This window comes from Pseudoalteromonas distincta (assembly GCF_005877035.1).
GTDB lineage: Bacteria > Pseudomonadota > Gammaproteobacteria > Enterobacterales > Alteromonadaceae > Pseudoalteromonas > Pseudoalteromonas distincta.
On the sequence record NZ_CP040558.1, the window covers coordinates 3,626,052 to 3,644,220 of the forward strand.

At 40.3% G+C, this 18,169-nt stretch carries 16 protein-coding genes and 1 riboswitch; of the genes, 7 read left to right on the top strand and 9 right to left on the bottom strand.

Annotated elements, in window-relative coordinates; all coding sequences use genetic code 11:
• The first annotated feature begins 203 nt into the window (after nucleotides 1–203).
• On the top strand, nucleotides 204–2,027 hold the full coding sequence (gene typA, locus FFU37_RS16295) for a translational GTPase TypA (protein ID WP_002961123.1): 1,824 nt from the start codon (nucleotides 204–206) through the stop codon (nucleotides 2,025–2,027).
• Between the two features lie 365 nt (nucleotides 2,028–2,392).
• Here typA and FFU37_RS16300 read toward each other — a convergent pair whose 3' ends face one another.
• The 3 genes from FFU37_RS16300 to FFU37_RS16310 all read right to left on the bottom strand — a co-directional run bounded on the left by FFU37_RS16300 (nucleotide 2,393) and on the right by FFU37_RS16310 (nucleotide 4,999).
• On the bottom strand, nucleotides 2,393–3,121 hold the full coding sequence (locus tag FFU37_RS16300; protein WP_002961125.1) for a CBM9 family sugar-binding protein: 729 nt from the start codon (nucleotides 3,119–3,121) through the stop codon (nucleotides 2,393–2,395).
• A gap of 67 nt (nucleotides 3,122–3,188) precedes the next feature.
• Complete coding sequence (locus FFU37_RS16305) at nucleotides 3,189–4,268, bottom strand: MBL fold metallo-hydrolase (protein ID WP_138489941.1); 1,080 nt, start codon at nucleotides 4,266–4,268, stop codon at nucleotides 3,189–3,191.
• A gap of 74 nt (nucleotides 4,269–4,342) precedes the next feature.
• The gene (locus FFU37_RS16310; RefSeq protein WP_002961128.1) at nucleotides 4,343–4,999 is read right to left on the bottom strand and encodes a DUF2959 domain-containing protein; all 657 of its coding nucleotides are present in this window, start codon (nucleotides 4,997–4,999) and stop codon (nucleotides 4,343–4,345) included.
• Nucleotides 5,000–5,086: 87 nt separating this feature from the next.
• Here FFU37_RS16310 and FFU37_RS16315 point away from each other — a divergent pair, with 87 nt between their 5' ends.
• Together FFU37_RS16315 and dtd are read left to right on the top strand one after the other, a co-directional pair.
• Nucleotides 5,087–5,992, top strand: a complete 906-nt coding sequence (locus tag FFU37_RS16315) for a virulence factor BrkB family protein (RefSeq protein WP_002961130.1) — start codon at nucleotides 5,087–5,089, stop codon at nucleotides 5,990–5,992.
• Nucleotides 5,993–6,430 carry a D-aminoacyl-tRNA deacylase gene (gene dtd / locus FFU37_RS16320; RefSeq protein ID WP_024597209.1) on the top strand — a complete coding sequence of 146 codons (438 nt, stop codon included), beginning with the start codon at nucleotides 5,993–5,995 and terminating at the stop codon, nucleotides 6,428–6,430.
• Here the strand turns inward: dtd and FFU37_RS16325 are convergent.
• The gene (locus FFU37_RS16325) at nucleotides 6,427–7,134 is read right to left on the bottom strand and encodes a spermidine synthase (RefSeq protein WP_138489942.1); all 708 of its coding nucleotides are present in this window, start codon (nucleotides 7,132–7,134) and stop codon (nucleotides 6,427–6,429) included. The genes dtd and FFU37_RS16325 overlap by 4 nt on opposite strands.
• 246 nt (nucleotides 7,135–7,380) lie before the next feature.
• Here FFU37_RS16325 and FFU37_RS16330 point away from each other — a divergent pair, with 246 nt between their 5' ends.
• Entirely contained in the window at nucleotides 7,381–8,274 is an 894-nt protein-coding gene (locus tag FFU37_RS16330) for a bifunctional GNAT family N-acetyltransferase/hotdog fold thioesterase (RefSeq protein WP_138489943.1), read from the top strand.
• Nucleotides 8,275–8,346: 72 nt separating this feature from the next.
• Here FFU37_RS16330 and FFU37_RS16335 read toward each other — a convergent pair whose 3' ends face one another.
• From FFU37_RS16335 to dapA, 5 genes are all read right to left on the bottom strand, one after another.
• Complete coding sequence (locus FFU37_RS16335; protein ID WP_002958796.1) at nucleotides 8,347–9,381, bottom strand: phospholipase A; 1,035 nt, start codon at nucleotides 9,379–9,381, stop codon at nucleotides 8,347–8,349.
• 378 nt (nucleotides 9,382–9,759) lie between these two features.
• Nucleotides 9,760–10,881, bottom strand: a complete 1,122-nt coding sequence (locus FFU37_RS16340; RefSeq protein WP_039488628.1) for a succinylglutamate desuccinylase/aspartoacylase family protein — start codon at nucleotides 10,879–10,881, stop codon at nucleotides 9,760–9,762.
• Between the two features lie 5 nt (nucleotides 10,882–10,886).
• Complete coding sequence (locus tag FFU37_RS16345) at nucleotides 10,887–12,092, bottom strand: PLP-dependent decarboxylase (protein ID WP_138489944.1); 1,206 nt, start codon at nucleotides 12,090–12,092, stop codon at nucleotides 10,887–10,889.
• Entirely contained in the window at nucleotides 12,092–12,832 is a 741-nt protein-coding gene (locus FFU37_RS16350; RefSeq protein ID WP_002958799.1) for a 2,3,4,5-tetrahydropyridine-2,6-dicarboxylate N-succinyltransferase, read from the bottom strand. The genes FFU37_RS16345 and FFU37_RS16350 overlap by 1 nt, the downstream gene beginning before the upstream one ends.
• A 15-nt stretch (nucleotides 12,833–12,847) precedes the next feature.
• Complete coding sequence (gene dapA, locus FFU37_RS16355) at nucleotides 12,848–13,732, bottom strand: 4-hydroxy-tetrahydrodipicolinate synthase (protein ID WP_002958800.1); 885 nt, start codon at nucleotides 13,730–13,732, stop codon at nucleotides 12,848–12,850.
• Between the two features lie 190 nt (nucleotides 13,733–13,922).
• Nucleotides 13,923–14,123: riboswitch (Lysine riboswitch) on the bottom strand.
• Nucleotides 14,124–14,314: 191 nt separating this feature from the next.
• On the opposite strand from dapA, the gene FFU37_RS16360 reads away from it, so the two are divergent.
• From FFU37_RS16360 to FFU37_RS16370, 3 genes are all read left to right on the top strand, one after another.
• The gene (locus FFU37_RS16360; protein ID WP_138489945.1) at nucleotides 14,315–15,013 is read left to right on the top strand and encodes a DNA-3-methyladenine glycosylase I; all 699 of its coding nucleotides are present in this window, start codon (nucleotides 14,315–14,317) and stop codon (nucleotides 15,011–15,013) included.
• Between the two features lie 8 nt (nucleotides 15,014–15,021).
• Nucleotides 15,022–16,431, top strand: a complete 1,410-nt coding sequence (locus FFU37_RS16365) for a protein adenylyltransferase SelO (RefSeq protein WP_138489946.1) — start codon at nucleotides 15,022–15,024, stop codon at nucleotides 16,429–16,431.
• Between the two features lie 390 nt (nucleotides 16,432–16,821).
• Nucleotides 16,822–17,877, top strand: coding sequence for an OmpA family protein (locus FFU37_RS16370; RefSeq protein WP_039488619.1), 1,056 nt, complete (start codon nucleotides 16,822–16,824; stop codon nucleotides 17,875–17,877).
• Nucleotides 17,878–18,169: the final 292 nt, after the last annotated feature.

Sequence of the window (18,169 nt, forward strand, 5' to 3'; positions counted from 1 at the left end):
ATATAATTGTCATATATAAAACAGATACTTAGTAAAAGTATTGAGAAAGTTTTGAAATTTATATTGGATAAACTTTCATCCATGTCATTAATGAGGGATAATATGCGCCCTTTTAAATCCTATGCTGGGACATCTCGCGAAAGCGTGGATGAGTGCGTAGATCTTGCAGGATCAATGAGAATTTAATTTCTCTGAGTAAATATATGAGCATCGAACAGTTAAGAAATATAGCGATTATCGCGCACGTTGACCATGGTAAAACAACACTGGTTGACAAACTACTTGAGCAATCAGGTACATTAGAAACACGCGGCGGTAACGAAGAGCGCGTGATGGACTCAAACGACATTGAGAAAGAACGTGGTATTACCATTTTGGCTAAAAACACAGCCATTTCTTGGAATGACTACCATATCAATATCGTAGATACCCCGGGACACGCCGATTTCGGTGGTGAAGTTGAACGCGTACTTTCGATGGCTGACTCAGTATTATTACTTGTTGATGCTCAAGAAGGTCCAATGCCGCAAACGCGTTTCGTTACGCAAAAAGCATTCGCGCAAGGCTTAAAGCCAATCGTCGTTATCAATAAAATTGATAAGCCAGGCGCTCGTCCAGATTGGGTTATGGATCAAATCTTTGATTTATTCGACAACCTTGGCGCGACTGACGAACAGTTAGACTTTAAAGTAATCTACGCTTCAGCAATCAACGGTTGGGCAACACTAGATTTAGACGAACCATCAGACAACATGGAACCTATGTTCAAGATGATCGTTGAAGAAGTATCACCACCGGATGCAGATCCTGAAGGTGACTTCCAAATGCAAATTTCTCAACTAGATTACAACTCTTATGTTGGTGTAGTTGGTATTGGTCGTATTAAACGTGGTTCTGTTGCTCCTAACCAACAAGTTACTATTATCAGTGCTGATGGCACTACACGTAATGGTAAAATTGGTGCAGTACAAAGTTACTTAGGTCTTGAGCGTATCGAAACTGATAGAGCTTACGCTGGTAACATCGTAACTGTAACAGGTATTGGTGAGCTTAAGATTTCTGACACAGTTTGTTTCCCAGGAAACGTTGAAGCATTACCACCACTAAGTGTTGATGAGCCAACTGTAACAATGACATTCTCTGTAAATAACTCACCTTTCTGTGGTAAAGAAGGTAAGTTTGTAACGTCACGTAATATCCGTGAGCGTTTAGACAAAGAATTAGTACACAACGTAGCACTTCGCGTTGAAGATACTGCTAGCCCAGATAGCTTCCGTGTTTCTGGTCGTGGTGAATTACACCTAGGTATCTTAATCGAAAACATGCGTCGTGAAGGTTACGAGCTTTCAGTTTCTCGTCCAGAAGTTATCTTACGTACTGTAGATGGCGTTCTAGAAGAACCGTTTGAAACAGTGACTATTGACTGTCAAGAAGAGCATCAAGGTTCTGTTATGGAACAAGTTGGCCTACGTAAAGGTGAACTTACTAACATGACTCCAGATGGCAAAGGCCGTATGCGTTTAGACTTCATGATCCCAAGCCGTGGTTTAATTGGTTTCCAAACTGATTTCATGACGCTTACTTCGGGTTCTGGTCTTATGTACCATACGTTCGATCATTATGGTCCTCATAAAGGTGGCGCTATCGGTGTTCGTAAGAACGGCGTAATGATTGCAAACGCAACTGGTAAAGCACTTACTAACGCATTATTCAACTTACAAGAGCGCGGCCGTTTATTCATCGGTCACGGTGTTGAAGTATACGAAGGTATGGTTATCGGTATTCATAACCGTGATAACGACCTTACAGTTAACGCCCTTAAAGGTAAGCAGTTAACTAACGTACGTGCATCTGGTACTGATGAAGCGCAAACGCTTTCTCCGCACCTTAACTACTCACTTGAGCAAGCGCTTGAGTTCATCGATGATGACGAGCTAGTTGAAGTTACTCCACTAAACATTCGTATCCGTAAGAAACACCTTACAGAAAACGAACGTAAACGTGCGGGTCGTGCACCTAAGTCATAATCTATTAATTTAGAATAATGATTTTAAAAGCCGCTGTATTGCAAAATACAGCGGCTTTTTTGTGGATGAAAATAAGAGCTGTTAGCTATAGTTGTTAGTTGAAAGTATTTAGTTCAAAATTATATGACTACTGTTTTGAGATGAAATTTCCATAAATATATTTACCTCTAAAAGCGCAGCGCCTCTTAACCTCTTTGTGAATAATTTACTTAAAGATCTTTTGCACAAGGAGAAGGGAATGAGAAGAGAAAGAGAGAGCGGAAACAGCTGATAATGCGAAGTATCAGTGTTTTTTGGTGGTGGGGTCGTTGGGCCTCGCTTCGCTCAACCCAACATACGTGTTCAATTATTTTATTGGTAGCTACTTACTTTTTAGGGAGTAGGGTTATTTTGCCAAATACGTCGGCATCTATAAAACCACGGTTTCTGTCGCCATTTACCGGCTGTACTTCGTGTGAGCCCATAAAGTGCTCGCGCACGTCACTGCCATCGTTATCGCAATACGCTAACATAAATCCGATTACTTGCTTTTCGCTAAGTGTAATTGGGGTGTTTTTAACCCCTTCTTTGTAATCATTAGGGTAGAGCTTTATCGCTACTTCCCACGTAATGTTAAAAGGTGCGGTGGTGTTGCGCTTCCAGTTACTGACTAGGTGGTCGGTGTACAAATGGGCTTTTTTATCAGGTCCGTAATCGGCAGCTTGGTTATCAAGGCCAATGTGGTACGCCAATGCGGTGTGATTAAATTGATGATTACCGCCCGATGCATCGCTATCAATAAATACTTCAAGCGCATCGTCATCCCAATATTTATAGGTTGGATCTGCATGTGTATCTATTAAAACATCATCCACAATATCGGCTTGTAGGTATAAATAGTTTTGATCCCACAATAAACGATAACGCCCTTTAAAGTCGGCATCGTTTGATGGCAGTGTGCCATCCATTAGATAAGGCATGTCGTGCCAAGCGGCTTTATCCCATGCGCTTTCTGATACGCCATCAATAGTAATTGGAGTTGATGTATGTTCAACATCAATAGCCATTGCTGGCGTGCTTAATAAAAAGCTTAAGGCGAGTGCTAATTTCTTCATTAATCTCTCAATTTTATTGTCGATTTGTCTTAATGTAATAACAATCTTAAAACAGCTAAGTGAATAGTTACAGTGAAATACTTTCGCCTTCGTTTAAAATATACAGCGGCACTTTTGAATCCATTTTATTGTACATATGCAATAAGCGAAGTAAGGCTGAATGACTGCTGTGGTCGCCCATTTTCCAACTTGAGTTACCGTATCCCCACGGTATCATTACTTTACAATTAAGCTCTTGTGCTGCGTTGAGCGCGTCTTCTGGTGTGGTGTGAACGTAACGGTACCAGTTAGGATCGCCTTTACTGTAGTAAGAAGCGATTGGCATTAAGCAAATATCGATATCGCCATATTTTTGCTGTATGTCTTTAAAATGTTTTGAGTAGCCTGTATCGCCTGCAAAAAATAAGGTGCTACCGTTTTGTTCAAGCAGCCAGCCATTCCAAAGGTCTTTGTCGTGATCTTCGTAAATAAAGGGCACTAATACACGAGCGCTAAAATGATGAGCTGGCACGGCATTAATAACTAAGTCCTCAATGTTGGTTGTTGAGTACCACGGCATTTCGGTAATGTTAAAACCGCCGGTAGGGAAGTTGTCGGCCATCCCGAGTGGTGTTAAATAGCGAGGTTTATTGCCAATGCTTTGTATGTCGGCTTTATTAAAATGATCGTAATGAATATGCGAATACATTACCGCATCAATATTTTCGAGTTCTTGCTCACTAGGCCAAGCGCCTGCTTTACGATAAATGCCACCGCCGAGTTTAAAGCCAAGTGCGACTGGAGAATCAAACTGATTTTTTACCGGATCAAACAGCACACTTTGACCATTTGGAGTGTTAATAACAAAACTAGCGTGACCAAGCCAGCGTACGGTATAGCCAGTGCTAAGTTGTGGTTTAGTTTGCTGGCCTTGGTACTGGCAGTTTTCGCTGCCGGTTTTGCATAGTAAGTCTGGGTGAGCTGGGTAGCAGTTTTCAGTACAGGTAGTGGGATATGTTTTTTCACCTGTGTATAAATTTTTATAACGGTCGTTCTTATCATTAATCACAACAACTGAGTCAGAGCTGGTAATACGATTAATATTATTAGGTGCACCGCAGGCCGTTAATATACATAAGAGCATTGCTGCGATTAAAAAGCGTTTCATTGTAAATCCCTTTTAGTATTCCCTTTAACATAAAAAAGCCTGCAATTAAGCAGGCTTGTTAAAGTAACAAATGATTAGCCAGCGCTATTCATTTGTTCAATAAATTTATTTGAATCGGCAATCGATTTGTTCATGTCGTTCATCAACAATTGAATATCGCGCTTAAGGTTAGTGAATTCACCTTTAATAGCCGATACCGCTTGTGCATTTAAGTTATGCTTTAAGTATAAAACGTTATCATGAAGCGAGGTTAATACTGGCTCCATTTTACTCTCTGCGCTGCGCATTGAGCGTAATAGCTGATCAAATTGACGCTTAGTTGCGGTTAGCTTTTTGCTGCTTTCACGCTTAAGTGATGCGCTTTTGTATTGCTCTAGCTCATCGCTCCACTCATCAAACAGAGCTTCTGCCACGTCTTCTACTTTATTGATGTTAGTTGACACTTCGTTAGCGGCATTTAAGCTCGACTCGTAATCGTCGTTTAATTGATTGTAAGTGTCTTGTAGTTCGCCACCATTAAAATCGATTAGAGTCGTTAAGCGCTCTAATGCCGATTTAAATTCTTCTTGTGACTCTTGCTGAGAGTCTTTGGTTTCTTCTACGCGGTCAATAAGAATATCGCGTTTGTGAACACCCACTTTTTCCATCGCAGAATAATAAGCTGATTGGCAGCCAGTTAAAGTAAGTGTTACTACAAGCATTGAAACACTGAGTAATGTTTGTTTTTTCATTTGAATTCCTGTTTACGAGCGTTAGTGCTGTAAATTATGGCGCTGATTGTTATTATAATCAAAACTATATAAGCACAAGTCAATTGTATGAATGATAAGCTCTCACATTACAAACAGCAAGTTAAGTCCTTTATACGCCAGCAACCTGGTTGGTGGATGCAGTATTTTAATCGGTGTATAGACGATCAAATAACGGTTAATGCAGGTTACCTTGCTTACGTAACCCTTCTTTCTTTAGTGCCATTAATTGCGGTGGGTGTTGCTATATTTTCAGCTTTCCCGGGCTTTGAATCTACTCGCATGGAAATTGAGAGCTTTTTGTTTACTAATTTTGTACCCACCTCTACCGATGTTATTAGAGAGCACATTAGCTCCTTTGCGGGCAATGCCAACCAAATGACGGCAGTAGGTATTGGCTTTTTAGCTGCAATAGCCTTGCTGTTAATACGTAATGTAGATGCCACACTAAATCGAATTTGGCGAATTAAGAAAAAACGCCCAATGATGATCTCATTTGCTGTGTACTGGATGGTTTTGAGCTTAGGGCCTGTATTACTCGGAGCGAGTATTGGTGTTACCTCTTATATTGTATCTTTGGTATCGTTTGCTGATCAGGGTATTCCTGGGTTTAGCGGTTTTTTGTTAAAGTTATTGCCGTATGGGATTTCGATGGTGGGCTTTATTATGCTCTACACCTTAGTGCCTAATACGCGTGTATCGTTCAGAGCGGCAATACCTGGCGCTTTTTTTGCGGCACTTTTATTTGAGCTGACTAAAAAAGGGTTTGCACTTTATATTAGCCATTTTCCTTCGTACGAAGTTATTTACGGCGCAGTAGCAACCATTCCTATTTTGTTTGTATGGGTGTATTTGTCGTGGGTGGTTGTTTTGCTTGGTGCTGAATTTACTGCGTGTATTAGCCCAAATGATATTCCAGAAACACCAGAACTTGAACTAGAAGATGATGAACCAGCAGTAAAGGACACAGTTTAAATGCAAGGTTTAATACAACGCGTAAAGCATGCCAAAGTAGAAATTAACAACCAAGTAGTAGGTGAAATTAGCCAAGGTATATTGTTGTTGCTGGGCGTTGAAAAACACGACGATACGCAAACGGCCGATAAGCTTTTACACAAGGTAAGTAATTATCGTATTTTTACTGACGAAAACGACAAAATGAACTTAAGCCTTAAAGATATTAAAGGTGAGTTACTGGTGGTTTCGCAATTTACGCTAGCGGCTGATACTAAAAAGGGTATGCGCCCTAGTTTTTCATCTGCGGCAACGCCAAGCCAAGCTAACGAGCTTTACGAATACTTTGTAGCTCAAGCTAAAGAGTTGGGGCTTACAATAGCCACAGGTGAGTTTGGTGCCGATATGCAAGTAAGCTTGTGTAACGATGGGCCCGTTACGTTTAACTTATCTGTTTAAACTTTTTTAGTAACCACGACAATATGATTTACATAGCCCGTAATTTTTTGCGGGCTAATGTTACAACCAAATACATCGAGTAATAGCTGTTGAAGTTGTTTTAATTGCGACTCATGCTGCGATAAAAAGTTAATAAATAGCACACCGTTGTTATTTAAAGCCGAGTAAATTTTTTTATAAAATGCCTCTTCAAATAAAAATCGAGGTGCATCTATCTGGCTAAACAAATCTAAAATAATCCAATCAATATTTTGCGCACTTTTTAAAATCTGTTGCGCATCGGCGCAAAGCAGTTGCTCATTTTTATTTGACGAAAAAAATTGGGTATAGCAATCAATAATATCGGCGTTTTTTTCAACCGATGTTATTTGTGCTTTAGGGTATTTGTGTTGTAAATAATTACGAATTGCTCCGCCGCCGAGGCCGAGTTCTAACACTTTTTGTGGCGGCTTAAGAGCCTGCCAGTGCTTATCTAGGCATAATAAATGTGGAAAAAGTAATAAATCCGGGTTATTTAAATCAATAACAGACTGAAGAGTGTCGTTAATCAGTAACCAGCGTAACTGCTCGTGCTCACGTACTTGAATGTGATCGCCACTGCATTTATGCCAATAGATTAACTGACCAACGCTGTGGCTATTTTCAATAAATTGATCGTCCAGCAAACCCGTCAGTGAATTTATATAATTGATTTTTTCCATCATATTCTCAGCATAAACTAGCAACGTTAAAGCGCAATGGCCTTTGCCATTATTTTTTACGTTATTTTACAGCCATCACCAAAGTCGTATTTGCAGTTTTTTTAAGATGGAGTATGGTATTTGCCATAAATAATACCAACGGACTTAATTATTTAAGCTTTTTAGTTTGGTAGATAATCAATACTATTAGTATAGCGCCGTAGCCTTTTTTGACTTTTATTTACGGCTTATATAACAACAGGAGTATGTATGTTTCAGGTAAGCACCCCACAAAGTAGCGAAGATTGGCAAGCGTATTACCAATTGCGTTGGCAGGTATTACGCGCGCCTTGGGGCGAGCCACGTGGCTCTGAACAAGACGATATGGAACAAGACTCTGAGCACCGCTTTATAAAAAATAAAGAAGGTGAAGTGCTAGGTGTAGCACGTTTGCACTTTAACAATCATGAGCAAGCACAAGTGCGCTATATGGCGGTTGCAGAGGGTAATCGTAACCAGCATATTGGTAGTCGCTTACTGCACGAGCTTGAAAAAATTGCATGGGTTCAAAACGCAGGTGAGCTTGTATTGTTTGCACGCGAACGAGCGCTTGAATTTTATAAACGCCACGGTTACGAATTAAAAGAAAAAGCGCACTTAGCGTATGGCGATGTTCAACACTTTAAAATGGTAAAGCAAAAACCGTCTGAGCCAGGTTGGTTTCGTCACCCTAATTGGACGCAAGTACTACAAAATACGTGGCGTGAGTCTATTCCAATTAGTGACGCGATGGGTATTAAGGTAGAAAGTTATACCGATTGGCAATTTACAACCAGCGCCGACCTAGACGCTAACTTAAACCTACATAAAACTATGTTTGCAGGTTCTATTTATAGCTTGGCCACGCTAACAGGTTGGGGCGCTACGTACTTAGCACTTAAAGAAGCTGGGCTTGAAGGTAATATTGTATTAGCCGATGCTAACATTAAGTACTTAAAACCGCTTACTACCGACCCACGTGGTTGTGTCGATATACAAACCTGTAAGGGCAAGTTAAGCGATTTAGAAACCGATGGTAAAGCAAGTTACGTAGTGCCTGTAACTATTTACGATGGTGATAATGTGGTTGCAGAATTTGAAGGGCAGTTTGTAGTAAAAAAATAACTGTTTAGCTGCTCTAAACACAAAAAAGCCAAGCAATGCTTGGCTTTTTTGTGCGTAAAACTTAGGGAAGTATCACAGCAGATCGGTTAATAATATACCGACACCAATACGTTCTACATCCGCATTGTAATCAATTAAGCTTTCGCCATAACCGTTAAAGTATTGTGCATAACCACGAACGCGACCCCATAAAGGAAACGACCAGTCGAGTTGAATTGCACCACGATTATCTGAATTTAAATTGTTACGTGTCATAAAGCTAAATTCATGGTCATGAAAACGATACGCGCCGCTAAACTCAAAGTAACCCATGTATTTATATATGTCTGGGTTGTCGTCGCCATTGGCTTCTAAAATATCTTCTTTTTCGTCCTCAGCTATTCGGTACCAAGGTTTAAAGCTAAAAACAAAGCCTCTGTTTTCCCAGATAAAGTCTGCATAAATACGGTTCCACGAACGCGAGTTTGGTTGGCTTCGACCATTTGATTGATGCGAAATACCTAATGCGATTGCCATTTCGTCGCCCCATAATACGTTTTCTGGGTCGAGGTAATTTATCCAAAATATCTCTGGTTCGTAGTTTGTTTCACGAAATGGAGACGAAATTTCTGAGTTATAAATTTGCCAATATGATTGCAGTGTAAAGCCAAAAAATATGGCTTGGTCTTTATCCGAAAAATCATCGTAAAGAGGCACTTTTATCGATAGCTGATATTTTGCTTCTAGGTTGTCGAGCGGTTCACCATCGTTGTCGTCGGTTAGTGCATCAAAGCCATCAAATGGGCGATCGTTTGGGTGTGATACGTACGAAAGCGGTAAAATATAGTTACGCTTATGTGGCGTAATTACATTTCTATTTTTTTTACCTACTTCTTCACGAGCTTGGCGTTTATCAAGCGCGGTAAGTTGTTTATTTTCTTCAAGAGCTGAACACTTTTTACGAAGGTCGTCTAATGTCTGTTTACCATCCCCGCCAATTACCTCATTTAAAATACACTGTTTTACAAGCTCGATGTCGTTATCTTGCTCGTTTGTAGCAACTTCTTCTTGTGCGAAGGTAGCGGTACTAATTAAAGCAGAAAGAGTTATCCAGTGGCGCCAGCTCATTGTAATTCCTTGTGAGTTTGGGTTGTTGTATGCGTTAATTTAATTATAACGTCTTTTTACATATGTAACGGTGAACTTTTACTGAATTTGCATTTATAACAAGTTTTATACGTATACAAAGTAAGTATAGATCAAAAGAAAAGCGGCCTAAGCCGCTTTTCTAATGCAAATTAACTTTTTTAGTTAATTTATACCAATTTTATTAAAAACATGATCATTCTAGCGTATTAAATAACTCACTAACTACGTTAAAAATTATTTATATAGAACAACTATGTACCATAATTTTAGCCTTGTTATTAAGCTATTTTCTTATCGCTATAATAGATCACTAATTTAATGCAATTGGTATTACTCTCACGCAATGAGAAGGGTGAGCTAAAGCTCAAATATGTTAGTAAAAAACTTATAAAGCTCGGTACCTTGATTAACACTCGCTGAGGCAAAGTGCAAAATAGCAATTGCATCGCAATCAAGAGTAAGTGTTTGCAGTGGTTGCTCACTTAAGTAGCGCTCCATGCGTAAAATATTGGCAATAGGCTCACCAGCTTTAATGTGCCCGCCAAGTGGGGCTAAGTATTCAACCATGCCGCCAATAGGGGCATAATAGGCAAAGTAGTCATCTAAATTACATGCATAACGAGTGATATTAGCTGGCGTATGCGGTGCGTTTTGTAATACGCCTTTGTGATTTAAGTAACTTAAAATGCTGTTTGCATCGTTTAATGCTTCTTTTAAGTCTATTTTTTCTTGGCTGCCTAGCTCTACAGTAAATGCTTCTACAGGTATTGATAATTCGCGACCTTGTCCGCTAAGTGCATCACTTAAATGCCACCATGGGCAAAAGTTAGCTTCATCCATAGCGCCGTCAAAATCACTAGGAATAAGCAATACATGTTCAATATTAAAGTAACGTGCGCTGTCGGTTGCATAGCTTGGGCAGTACAGATGCTTGCTTGAAATAGGGCCTGTGTGTAAATCGAGTACTATATCAGCCTGATGAGCGAGCTTTTGTAAGTTAAGCGCAATGCGTTTACCCGTATTGAGTAAATAAGCCGGGCCGTTAAGCTTGCTGTCTACTTCGTCAATAAGTGCCTGTTTGAAGTTACTTTTTAATGTAGCGTCGTCATACTGAGTATGATTTTGTGCAAACTGTGCCACTAAATTTTTATTGTAGTGATACATGCGATTCCAATTAGTGCCCGTAATCGGATCGAACCTGCCAAGGGTAAACTCGCCAGATTTTTGATTACAACCAATCGGATTTGCATAAGGTACAAGGGTAATATCGCCACTAAGGTTAAGGTGTTTTAATTGCTCAAGCAGCTGAAAAATAACTGCGTTACCTTGCACTTCAGCGCCATGCATATTGGCCTGAATGTAAACACTTGGCCCTGTGCCATCGCCTTTTAAACGATACACAGGAATTGTAAGCGGTAAGCCGTTTGCAACTTCCCCTACTACAATGTTCTCTTGGCTAATGTGTGTTGTATTACTCATACTTGTTACCTTAAATAATGGCTGGCATTTTCGGCTTGGCGAACACAGGTAAGTGTACCGTTTTGCAAGGTGTACTCAGCAGCTAGCTCATGGCATAAAAAATACGGCATACTTTCGGTAAAGCCGTAAGCACCGCATTGGCTAAACACTAGCCAGTCGTGCTCATTTAAATCGCTTGGTAAGTTATGTTCACCCAAGCAATCAAGCGCTGTACAAAGTGGGCCGTATAAAGTGACCGCTTGAGTTTTAGCACTGGATTCACGCAGTAATGCAGCAGGAAAGTCTTGGCTGGTAACAGCAGGGCGTAATAAGTGATTTATACCGCCGCTTAAAATTACTTGTTCTTGATTGTAGTTTTGTTTGCGCTCTACTACTGGGTTTGCGTAATGACCGCATTCGCCAACGGCATAGCGACCAAGTTCCATCCATAATTCTTCTACACCCGCATCATTTTTAATTTTAGCGAGCGCAGCAATTAAGTCATCCCAATCAAGTGTTGCTTCGTTTTGTGTATAAGGAATACCTAAACCGCCACCTAAATCTAAAATTTTAAGGCTAATATTTAAATCGCTGGCAAGTTGGCTAAGAGGTGCAATCATTTGTGACCACAAGTCGCTTAGTTTTTGCGTGCTAAGCATGTTGCCCCACTGAAAAATATGCAGGCCGTCAAATTTAAGCGCAGGGTAGTCAGCTACATTGAGTGCTTGCCATTCATTACAACCCAAACCAAACGGTGTAAGGCTGTCGCCGCCCAGTGGGTTTTTTTCACCTTCAGGCCAACGTAATTGTACACGCAGTAATACTTGTAACTGCGTGTTTTGTAGTTGCGCTTGTTGGTTTAACCAACGTACTTGATTGAGGCTTTCTGCTACGAATATACGCACGCCGCGCTCAATAAAGTGTTTTATTTGTTTAGGGCTTTTTGCAGGCCCTGTGTTGAGCACGCGCTGCGAGCTAATACCTTGTGCTAGTACTTGCTCAAGCTCACCTTTACTTGCTACGTCAAAATTAAAGCCAGCACTGTCTAAGCTTTGAATAATTTTAGACAGTGGGTTTGCTTTTACCGCGTACCACAGTTTTACATCGGTTTGCGCAACTAAACGCGCAAGATGCGTGTTTAGTTGATCTAAATCGTAAACAAAAAAAGGTGTATCAATTTGTTGTGTAATAGTATTTACAGCGGTTTTGATATGCGTGCTTAAAAAGCTCATTATCGTAAAACCTCTTCAAGCAATAACGATGCATCGCTTTTCTCGTCGCGGTATTTAACTATTAACGCACACGACATGCTTAGGCCTTGCTCGCGCGCCCATTCGTTTGACGCAGGGCGAGAGCCCGGTATTACAATCGCGTACTCTGGGATTGGCTCGCCTTTATCTAGTTGGCGCTCGTTTACGCAGTCGTATACCGGAATAGTTGCTGATAAACGCACGCCAGGGGCAAGTACTGCGCCTTTTTTAATGACTACGCCTTCAACAATAATACAGCCAGCGCCAATAAAGGCGTCGTCTTCTACAACTACTGGGCTTGCACCGATTGGCTCAAGTACACCACCAAGCTGAACTGCAGCACTTAAATGTACGTTTTTACCTACTTGTGCACACGAGCCAACTAATGCGTGGCTATCTACCATTGTGCCTTCGTCGATATATGCACCAATGTTTACATACGCTGGTGGCATAATAATCGTGCCTTTAGCAACATAAGCACCACGGCGAACACTTGAGCCACCTGGTACCATACGAACGCCATCATCAGTACTAAATTCTTGCGGAGCTAAGTTATGTTTATCAACAAAGCCGCCTGCAAACTCAGTATTAGTGCCATTTTTAAAGGCTTCTAAAATGCCTTGCTTTACTTCTACGTTAGCTTGCCATTGGCCGCTTTCGTTTTGTGATGCTGCGCGTACTGCGCCCGATTCTAAATTATTTAATAGTTCTAACCAGCTCATTATAAAAACCTGTATTTAATGCCAAGATAAAATGGTGTTGTTTGCAGTTGTGATGCAATCGGTTTGAGTTAACTCAAGATGTGTTAAAGGTGGACGAAGTTGCGGGCTGCTTAAGCGGCCTTGCAAATGCATCAGTACCTTTACGGGAATAGGGTTTGCGACAGCAAATAGGCTATTAATAGCGCTTGACCACTGGGCAAATAAGTTAGGGTGTTGACCACTTAAACTGCGCTTAACAAACTCGTGAGTTTGTTCAGGCCATGCGTTTGCAGCTACCGACACCAAACCTTTTGCGCCAGCTTGAGCAAAATAAGGCATTAGCGCATCGTCGCCACTAAAAATAGCTAAATTAGGCGCCGCTTGGCGGTAAGCTTCAAACTGAGCAATACTGCCGCTCGCTTCTTTTAACGCCCATAAATTTTTATTGTTTTGTAAGTTTTGAATTGTTGCCGCTGGGATGCTAACAGCGCTTCGACCCGGTACGTTATAAAGCATACATGGGTGAGCGCTTGCATTTAGTAGGCTTTCAAACCAATGAGTTTGACCTATAGCACCAGGCTTTGCATAAAGCGGTGAGCCAAGTAAAAAGCTATGAATTGGTAGTGTATTACAGTAATTAACCCACTCAATTTGTTGCTTTAAGTTACTACCGCCCACAGCAACCATGAGTGGTACTGTTGGTTTTAGCTGGCATACGTGTTCAACAATGGCTTGTTGCTCTTTTAGCGTTAGTGCTAAACCTTCGCCCGTACTGCCAAGTAGCAAAATACCGTTATGTGCCGCTTCTTGATCGCTAACCAGCTTAGTTAACGTGTTGTAGTCAACATCGCCGTGTTGATCAAATGGCGTAACGAGCGCGGTCCACAGTGAGTAGTCGTTTAAATTGAAGTTGTTGATCATCTCTCACGAACTTATAATTTGTACCAACTTTATTAAAAACGTGATCATTTTAGCGATAACTAATTTAATGCAATTGGTATTATTCGAAGAGTTAAAAAGCTTTATGGAAGGAGCCGCATTAACGTCGTTCGAACTAATAATTCGAAGAGCGAATGGGCTTAAAATAATAGGGCGCACGGCCTTAATATTTAAGACCAGAAGCTCTCCACCAAACTAACAAGCTGCTTTTTATAAGCAGCTATTGGTGACAGTCGCTAGGGTTCAACCTAGTCGCCCGAAATAAACACCTCGCAAAAGTGGTTACTTCTCGGCGTTAATTCCCCTCACGTATGCTTACTGGAGTTTGCGCTCCTAACATACGCTACCTGAATAACGCACCTCTTCTAGCCCTTTGCACCTGTTTGTAGGGTAAAACTTACAAACCTGTGCAATTTAAATAGGGTAATTACGGCGATTAAAGCATTTTAGCCGTCTAGGTGTCAAGCGACTAAATACAGATTAATTCATCGAAAAGAGGGGTGGTTACGTATTAGGTGCTTTTCTCGTACACTAGCAATATAAGTAGTGAGGTATTTAATTAGTATGGAAAAATTTAGCGATATTTATAAGCGAGCGGTAGAGCGAAAAGGCTCTGAAAAAATGCTTAAGTTATTACTTGCAAAACCGCTATCTAAAAAACAACTAAGCACGTTAAGTGACGACGATTGGCTTGAAGAATTTACTCGAAAAGTATTTCAAAGCGGCTTTTATTGGTCAGTCATAAATAATAAGTGGGCAGGCTTTAGAGAGGTTTTTTGGGATTTTAGCGTTGATAAGTTATTAATGATGCCACCCGATATGCTGGAACAAAAAGCAACGGATGAGCGCATTGTTCGTAACTATAAAAAAGTAAAAACAATTACCGAAAATGCTTACATGATCCACGAAATAGCAGGGGAACATGGCAGTTTTAGTCAGTTTATCGCTAATTGGCCAACAGACGATATTATTGGTTTATGGGCGTATTTAAAAAAACATGGTTCGCGTTTAGGCGGAAATACAGGGCCTTACGCGTTGCGAGCACTTGGTAAAGATACATTTTTACTATCACGCGATGTAGAGAATTATTTGCGTGCCCATAAAATTATAGACGGCGGCTTACAAACTAAAAAGTCACTAAATGCAGCCCAAGCTTTTTTTAACGAAATGCAAAAGCAAAGCGGCTTAAGTATGCAAGAGTTAAGCTTAATTGTTGCTTATGGCGTAGGTGACAACCGTGTTGGTATAAGTCAGCAACAATAGGAATTACCATGAAATTAGTGCCGAGATACACAGATGTTGCGGAAAACTTCGCGATAGAAGATTTCCCTGCAAGTGTCGCCTCTCCTCAGTTATTGCTGTGGAACGAGAGTTTAGCAAAACAATTTAATATTAACATTGCGGCTGATTTGCGTGCCAGCACTTTTAGCGGTAACGAAAAACAGGCGATTCCTGCAGTAGCACTTGGTTACTCTGGGCACCAATTTGGACATTTTTCACCACGCTTAGGCGATGGACGAGCGCACTTACTGGGCGCTATTAGTGATGATGAAAACCAGTTATGGGATATTCAATTAAAAGGCTCTGGTGCTACTCCTTACTCAAGAGGTGGGGATGGACGTTGCGCACTTGGCCCTGCTATTCGTGAATACGTAATGAGCGAGGCAATGCATGCACTGGGAGTTAAAACCACACGCTGCTTAGCGGTTGTTGGTAGTGGTGAAACGGTTTATCGTAATCCGCCACAAGCTGGGGCTATCGTTACGCGTGTAGCAACTAGCCATATTCGTGTTGGCTCGTTTCAATATTTAGCGACGCAAGGCGATGTTGAAGGGCTTAAAAATTTAGCCGATTTAGCTATAGAGCGTCACTACCCAGAAATAACAGATACAGGTTCGCAGCGATATTTAGCATTTTTAGGCGCTGTGATTAAAAACCAAGTTAAGCTAGTTGTGAGCTGGATGCGTGTTGGATTTATTCACGGAGTAATGAATACAGATAATACGCTAGTAAGCGGAGAGACCATTGATTACGGCCCGTGTGCCATGATGAATAGCTTTGATTTTGATACCGTATTTAGCTCTATAGACAAACAAGGTCGGTATGCATTTGGTAATCAACCTAATATAGCTAACTGGAACTGCGCACGCTTAGCTGAGAGTTTAATACCACTCATTAGCGATGATGACGAGCAAGCGGTTTCATTAATGACGCCATTTATTAATAGTTTTGCTGAGCAGTTTAATACTGAGTTTACGGCTATGTGGGCACAAAAACTGGGTTTAAATGAATCTAGCGATAGTAGTGGCGAGTTAATAGCAGAGTTGTTAACGCTATTAAAAGATAATCAGCTCGACTACACCAATGCCTTTGATGCGCTTACTGAATCCTTAAAAGGAGAAAAAAGCGTACCTGAGTCGCTAATTGAATGGAGAGCTAAGTGGGTAAGCTTAACTGACGATAATAGTTATGAAGTAATGAGAGCTGCAAATCCTCGTGTTATACCGCGAAATCATGTGATCGAAGAAATAATTGCACAATATAACGCTACAGGATCTAGCGAGTTACTACAGCGCTTTATAAAAATAGCCGGCAATCCATACTCTAACGGTGAAGAATTATCAGAATTTTGCTCTCCACCGACTAATGATAATGACTACCAGACTTTTTGTGGTACTTAATACTTAACTTTAAATATAACCGCATGATTAAAAAGAGTCATTTTTTAATCAAACATGCGCATATACCTAGGGGAATGCTAATTCTGGTGGTATTATGCGCACAATATAAAGCAAGCAATATTTCTTTGCATTTATAAGTGCATTCAATTTAATTGCTCTTACATTCCTTGCTAAGTACTAATTTACAAAAACTACTATATTTATTTTTCAATAAAGTTTTAATTTCGCCTATAGTAAGTGGATGTGTGTTGTGACAAGGCATAGAAAAAAAGTTATAAACTTTATTTTTCGTTAAGTATTGATTAACAAAGGCTCAGTTAGTCTATATAAAACTGATTGAGCTAGTATCGATTAGCTACAATTTAAAATTGTTCAAATGGGAAGAAAACAATGAAATTAAAAACACTTACAATTGCAATCGCGTTGGCTGCAACTAGCGCATCTACATTCGCTGCTGATAAAGAAGAAGGTTTCTACATTGGCGCATTTGGTGACTACTATGACGCATCTTGGAAAAACATGCGTGATCAAGCCGGTCTTGACGTAAACGAATCAACTGGCTGGGGTGTTGAAGCTGGTTACCGTTTCAGTGATTACTGGAGCGCACGTCTTGAATATGCAGACATGGATTTTAATGCTTTTGATAAAGTTGCTGGCAACCGTAACAATATTGATGGCGAGCGTTACGGTATTGATGCTCTTTACCATTTAGACGGCGGTCCTTTCTATGGTCTTTTCGGTATTAAAGAAATTGACGTAGTTGATGACAACACATTCTTAAATGCAGGTGTTGGTTACCAGCATTTCATTACAGATGGCTTATTTGTAAATGCTGAAACAGCTGTATATCAAGGTCTTGACCGTGGTTATACAGATGTTGGCGCTAAAATTGGTATTAACTACTTATTTGGCCAAAACTCTGCACCGGTTGAGCAAGTTAAACCTGCTCCTGAAGTTGTTGAAGTAGCTGTAGCCCCTGCAGACAGCGATAACGATAATATTGCTGATACAGATGATAAGTGTCCTAACACACCTATGACTGATGCTGTAGATGGTACTGGTTGTACTTTATATGAAGATAAAGAAGTAACAGTAAGCTTATTAGTGACTTTCCCTAACAATGCTTCTGCAGTATCTACTCAATACTTAAATGATATTGAAAAAGTATCTGCATTCTTAAAAGAGTACCCAGATACAACAGTACTATTAGAAGGTCACACTTCTGCTGTAGGTAAAGCAACTTACAACAAATGGTTATCTAAAAAACGTGCTGATGCTGTAGCTAAGCAACTTGTTGCTGATGGTATTGCTGAAGATCGTATTACTACAGTTGGTTTAGGTGAAGAGCGTCTTAAAAATGATGCAAACACTAAAGCTGCAAACGCAGAAAACCGTCGTGTAGAAGCGCATATCAAAACTATCAAAAACGTTAAAGTTTTACGTTAATTAAATAGTTTGTAATAAAAACCCAGCCAAGTGCTGGGTTTTTTTATGCCTGTAATAAATTAATACTAGTTAATGGTAATGATTCTTACTTAACAAGTATTCATGAAAATAGTTTTTACCACAACCACTATTCATAGTATTTATAATCGGTATAATCAGTTGCGCAACTGGATGGATTTTCATCTATCCATAAAAGCTTTATAATTACGCGTTAGAATACTATAAGTATTGGGTAACTTATTTGCGCCCAAAGCGCTACCGGATACTTTCACGTCACCAAGAGGGCAATATT

Coding starts and splice junctions, on each gene's coding strand:
- FFU37_RS16315 (WP_002961130.1), top strand. CDS start 5,087: ATGAATGATAAGCTCTCACATTACAAACAGCAAGTTAAGTCCTTTATA.
- FFU37_RS16305 (WP_138489941.1), bottom strand. CDS start 4,268: ATGAAACGCTTTTTAATCGCAGCAATGCTCTTATGTATATTAACGGCC.
- dtd (WP_024597209.1), top strand. CDS start 5,993: ATGCAAGGTTTAATACAACGCGTAAAGCATGCCAAAGTAGAAATTAAC.
- FFU37_RS16330 (WP_138489943.1), top strand. CDS start 7,381: ATGTTTCAGGTAAGCACCCCACAAAGTAGCGAAGATTGGCAAGCGTAT.
- FFU37_RS16325 (WP_138489942.1), bottom strand. CDS start 7,134: ATGATGGAAAAAATCAATTATATAAATTCACTGACGGGTTTGCTGGAC.
- FFU37_RS16360 (WP_138489945.1), top strand. CDS start 14,315: ATGGAAAAATTTAGCGATATTTATAAGCGAGCGGTAGAGCGAAAAGGC.
- typA (WP_002961123.1), top strand. CDS start 204: ATGAGCATCGAACAGTTAAGAAATATAGCGATTATCGCGCACGTTGAC.
- FFU37_RS16300 (WP_002961125.1), bottom strand. CDS start 3,121: ATGAAGAAATTAGCACTCGCCTTAAGCTTTTTATTAAGCACGCCAGCA.
- FFU37_RS16310 (WP_002961128.1), bottom strand. CDS start 4,999: ATGAAAAAACAAACATTACTCAGTGTTTCAATGCTTGTAGTAACACTT.
- FFU37_RS16340 (WP_039488628.1), bottom strand. CDS start 10,881: ATGAGTAATACAACACACATTAGCCAAGAGAACATTGTAGTAGGGGAA.
- FFU37_RS16370 (WP_039488619.1), top strand. CDS start 16,822: ATGAAATTAAAAACACTTACAATTGCAATCGCGTTGGCTGCAACTAGC.
- FFU37_RS16335 (WP_002958796.1), bottom strand. CDS start 9,381: ATGAGCTGGCGCCACTGGATAACTCTTTCTGCTTTAATTAGTACCGCT.
- FFU37_RS16365 (WP_138489946.1), top strand. CDS start 15,022: ATGAAATTAGTGCCGAGATACACAGATGTTGCGGAAAACTTCGCGATA.
- FFU37_RS16350 (WP_002958799.1), bottom strand. CDS start 12,832: ATGAGCTGGTTAGAACTATTAAATAATTTAGAATCGGGCGCAGTACGC.
- FFU37_RS16345 (WP_138489944.1), bottom strand. CDS start 12,092: ATGAGCTTTTTAAGCACGCATATCAAAACCGCTGTAAATACTATTACA.
- dapA (WP_002958800.1), bottom strand. CDS start 13,732: ATGATCAACAACTTCAATTTAAACGACTACTCACTGTGGACCGCGCTC.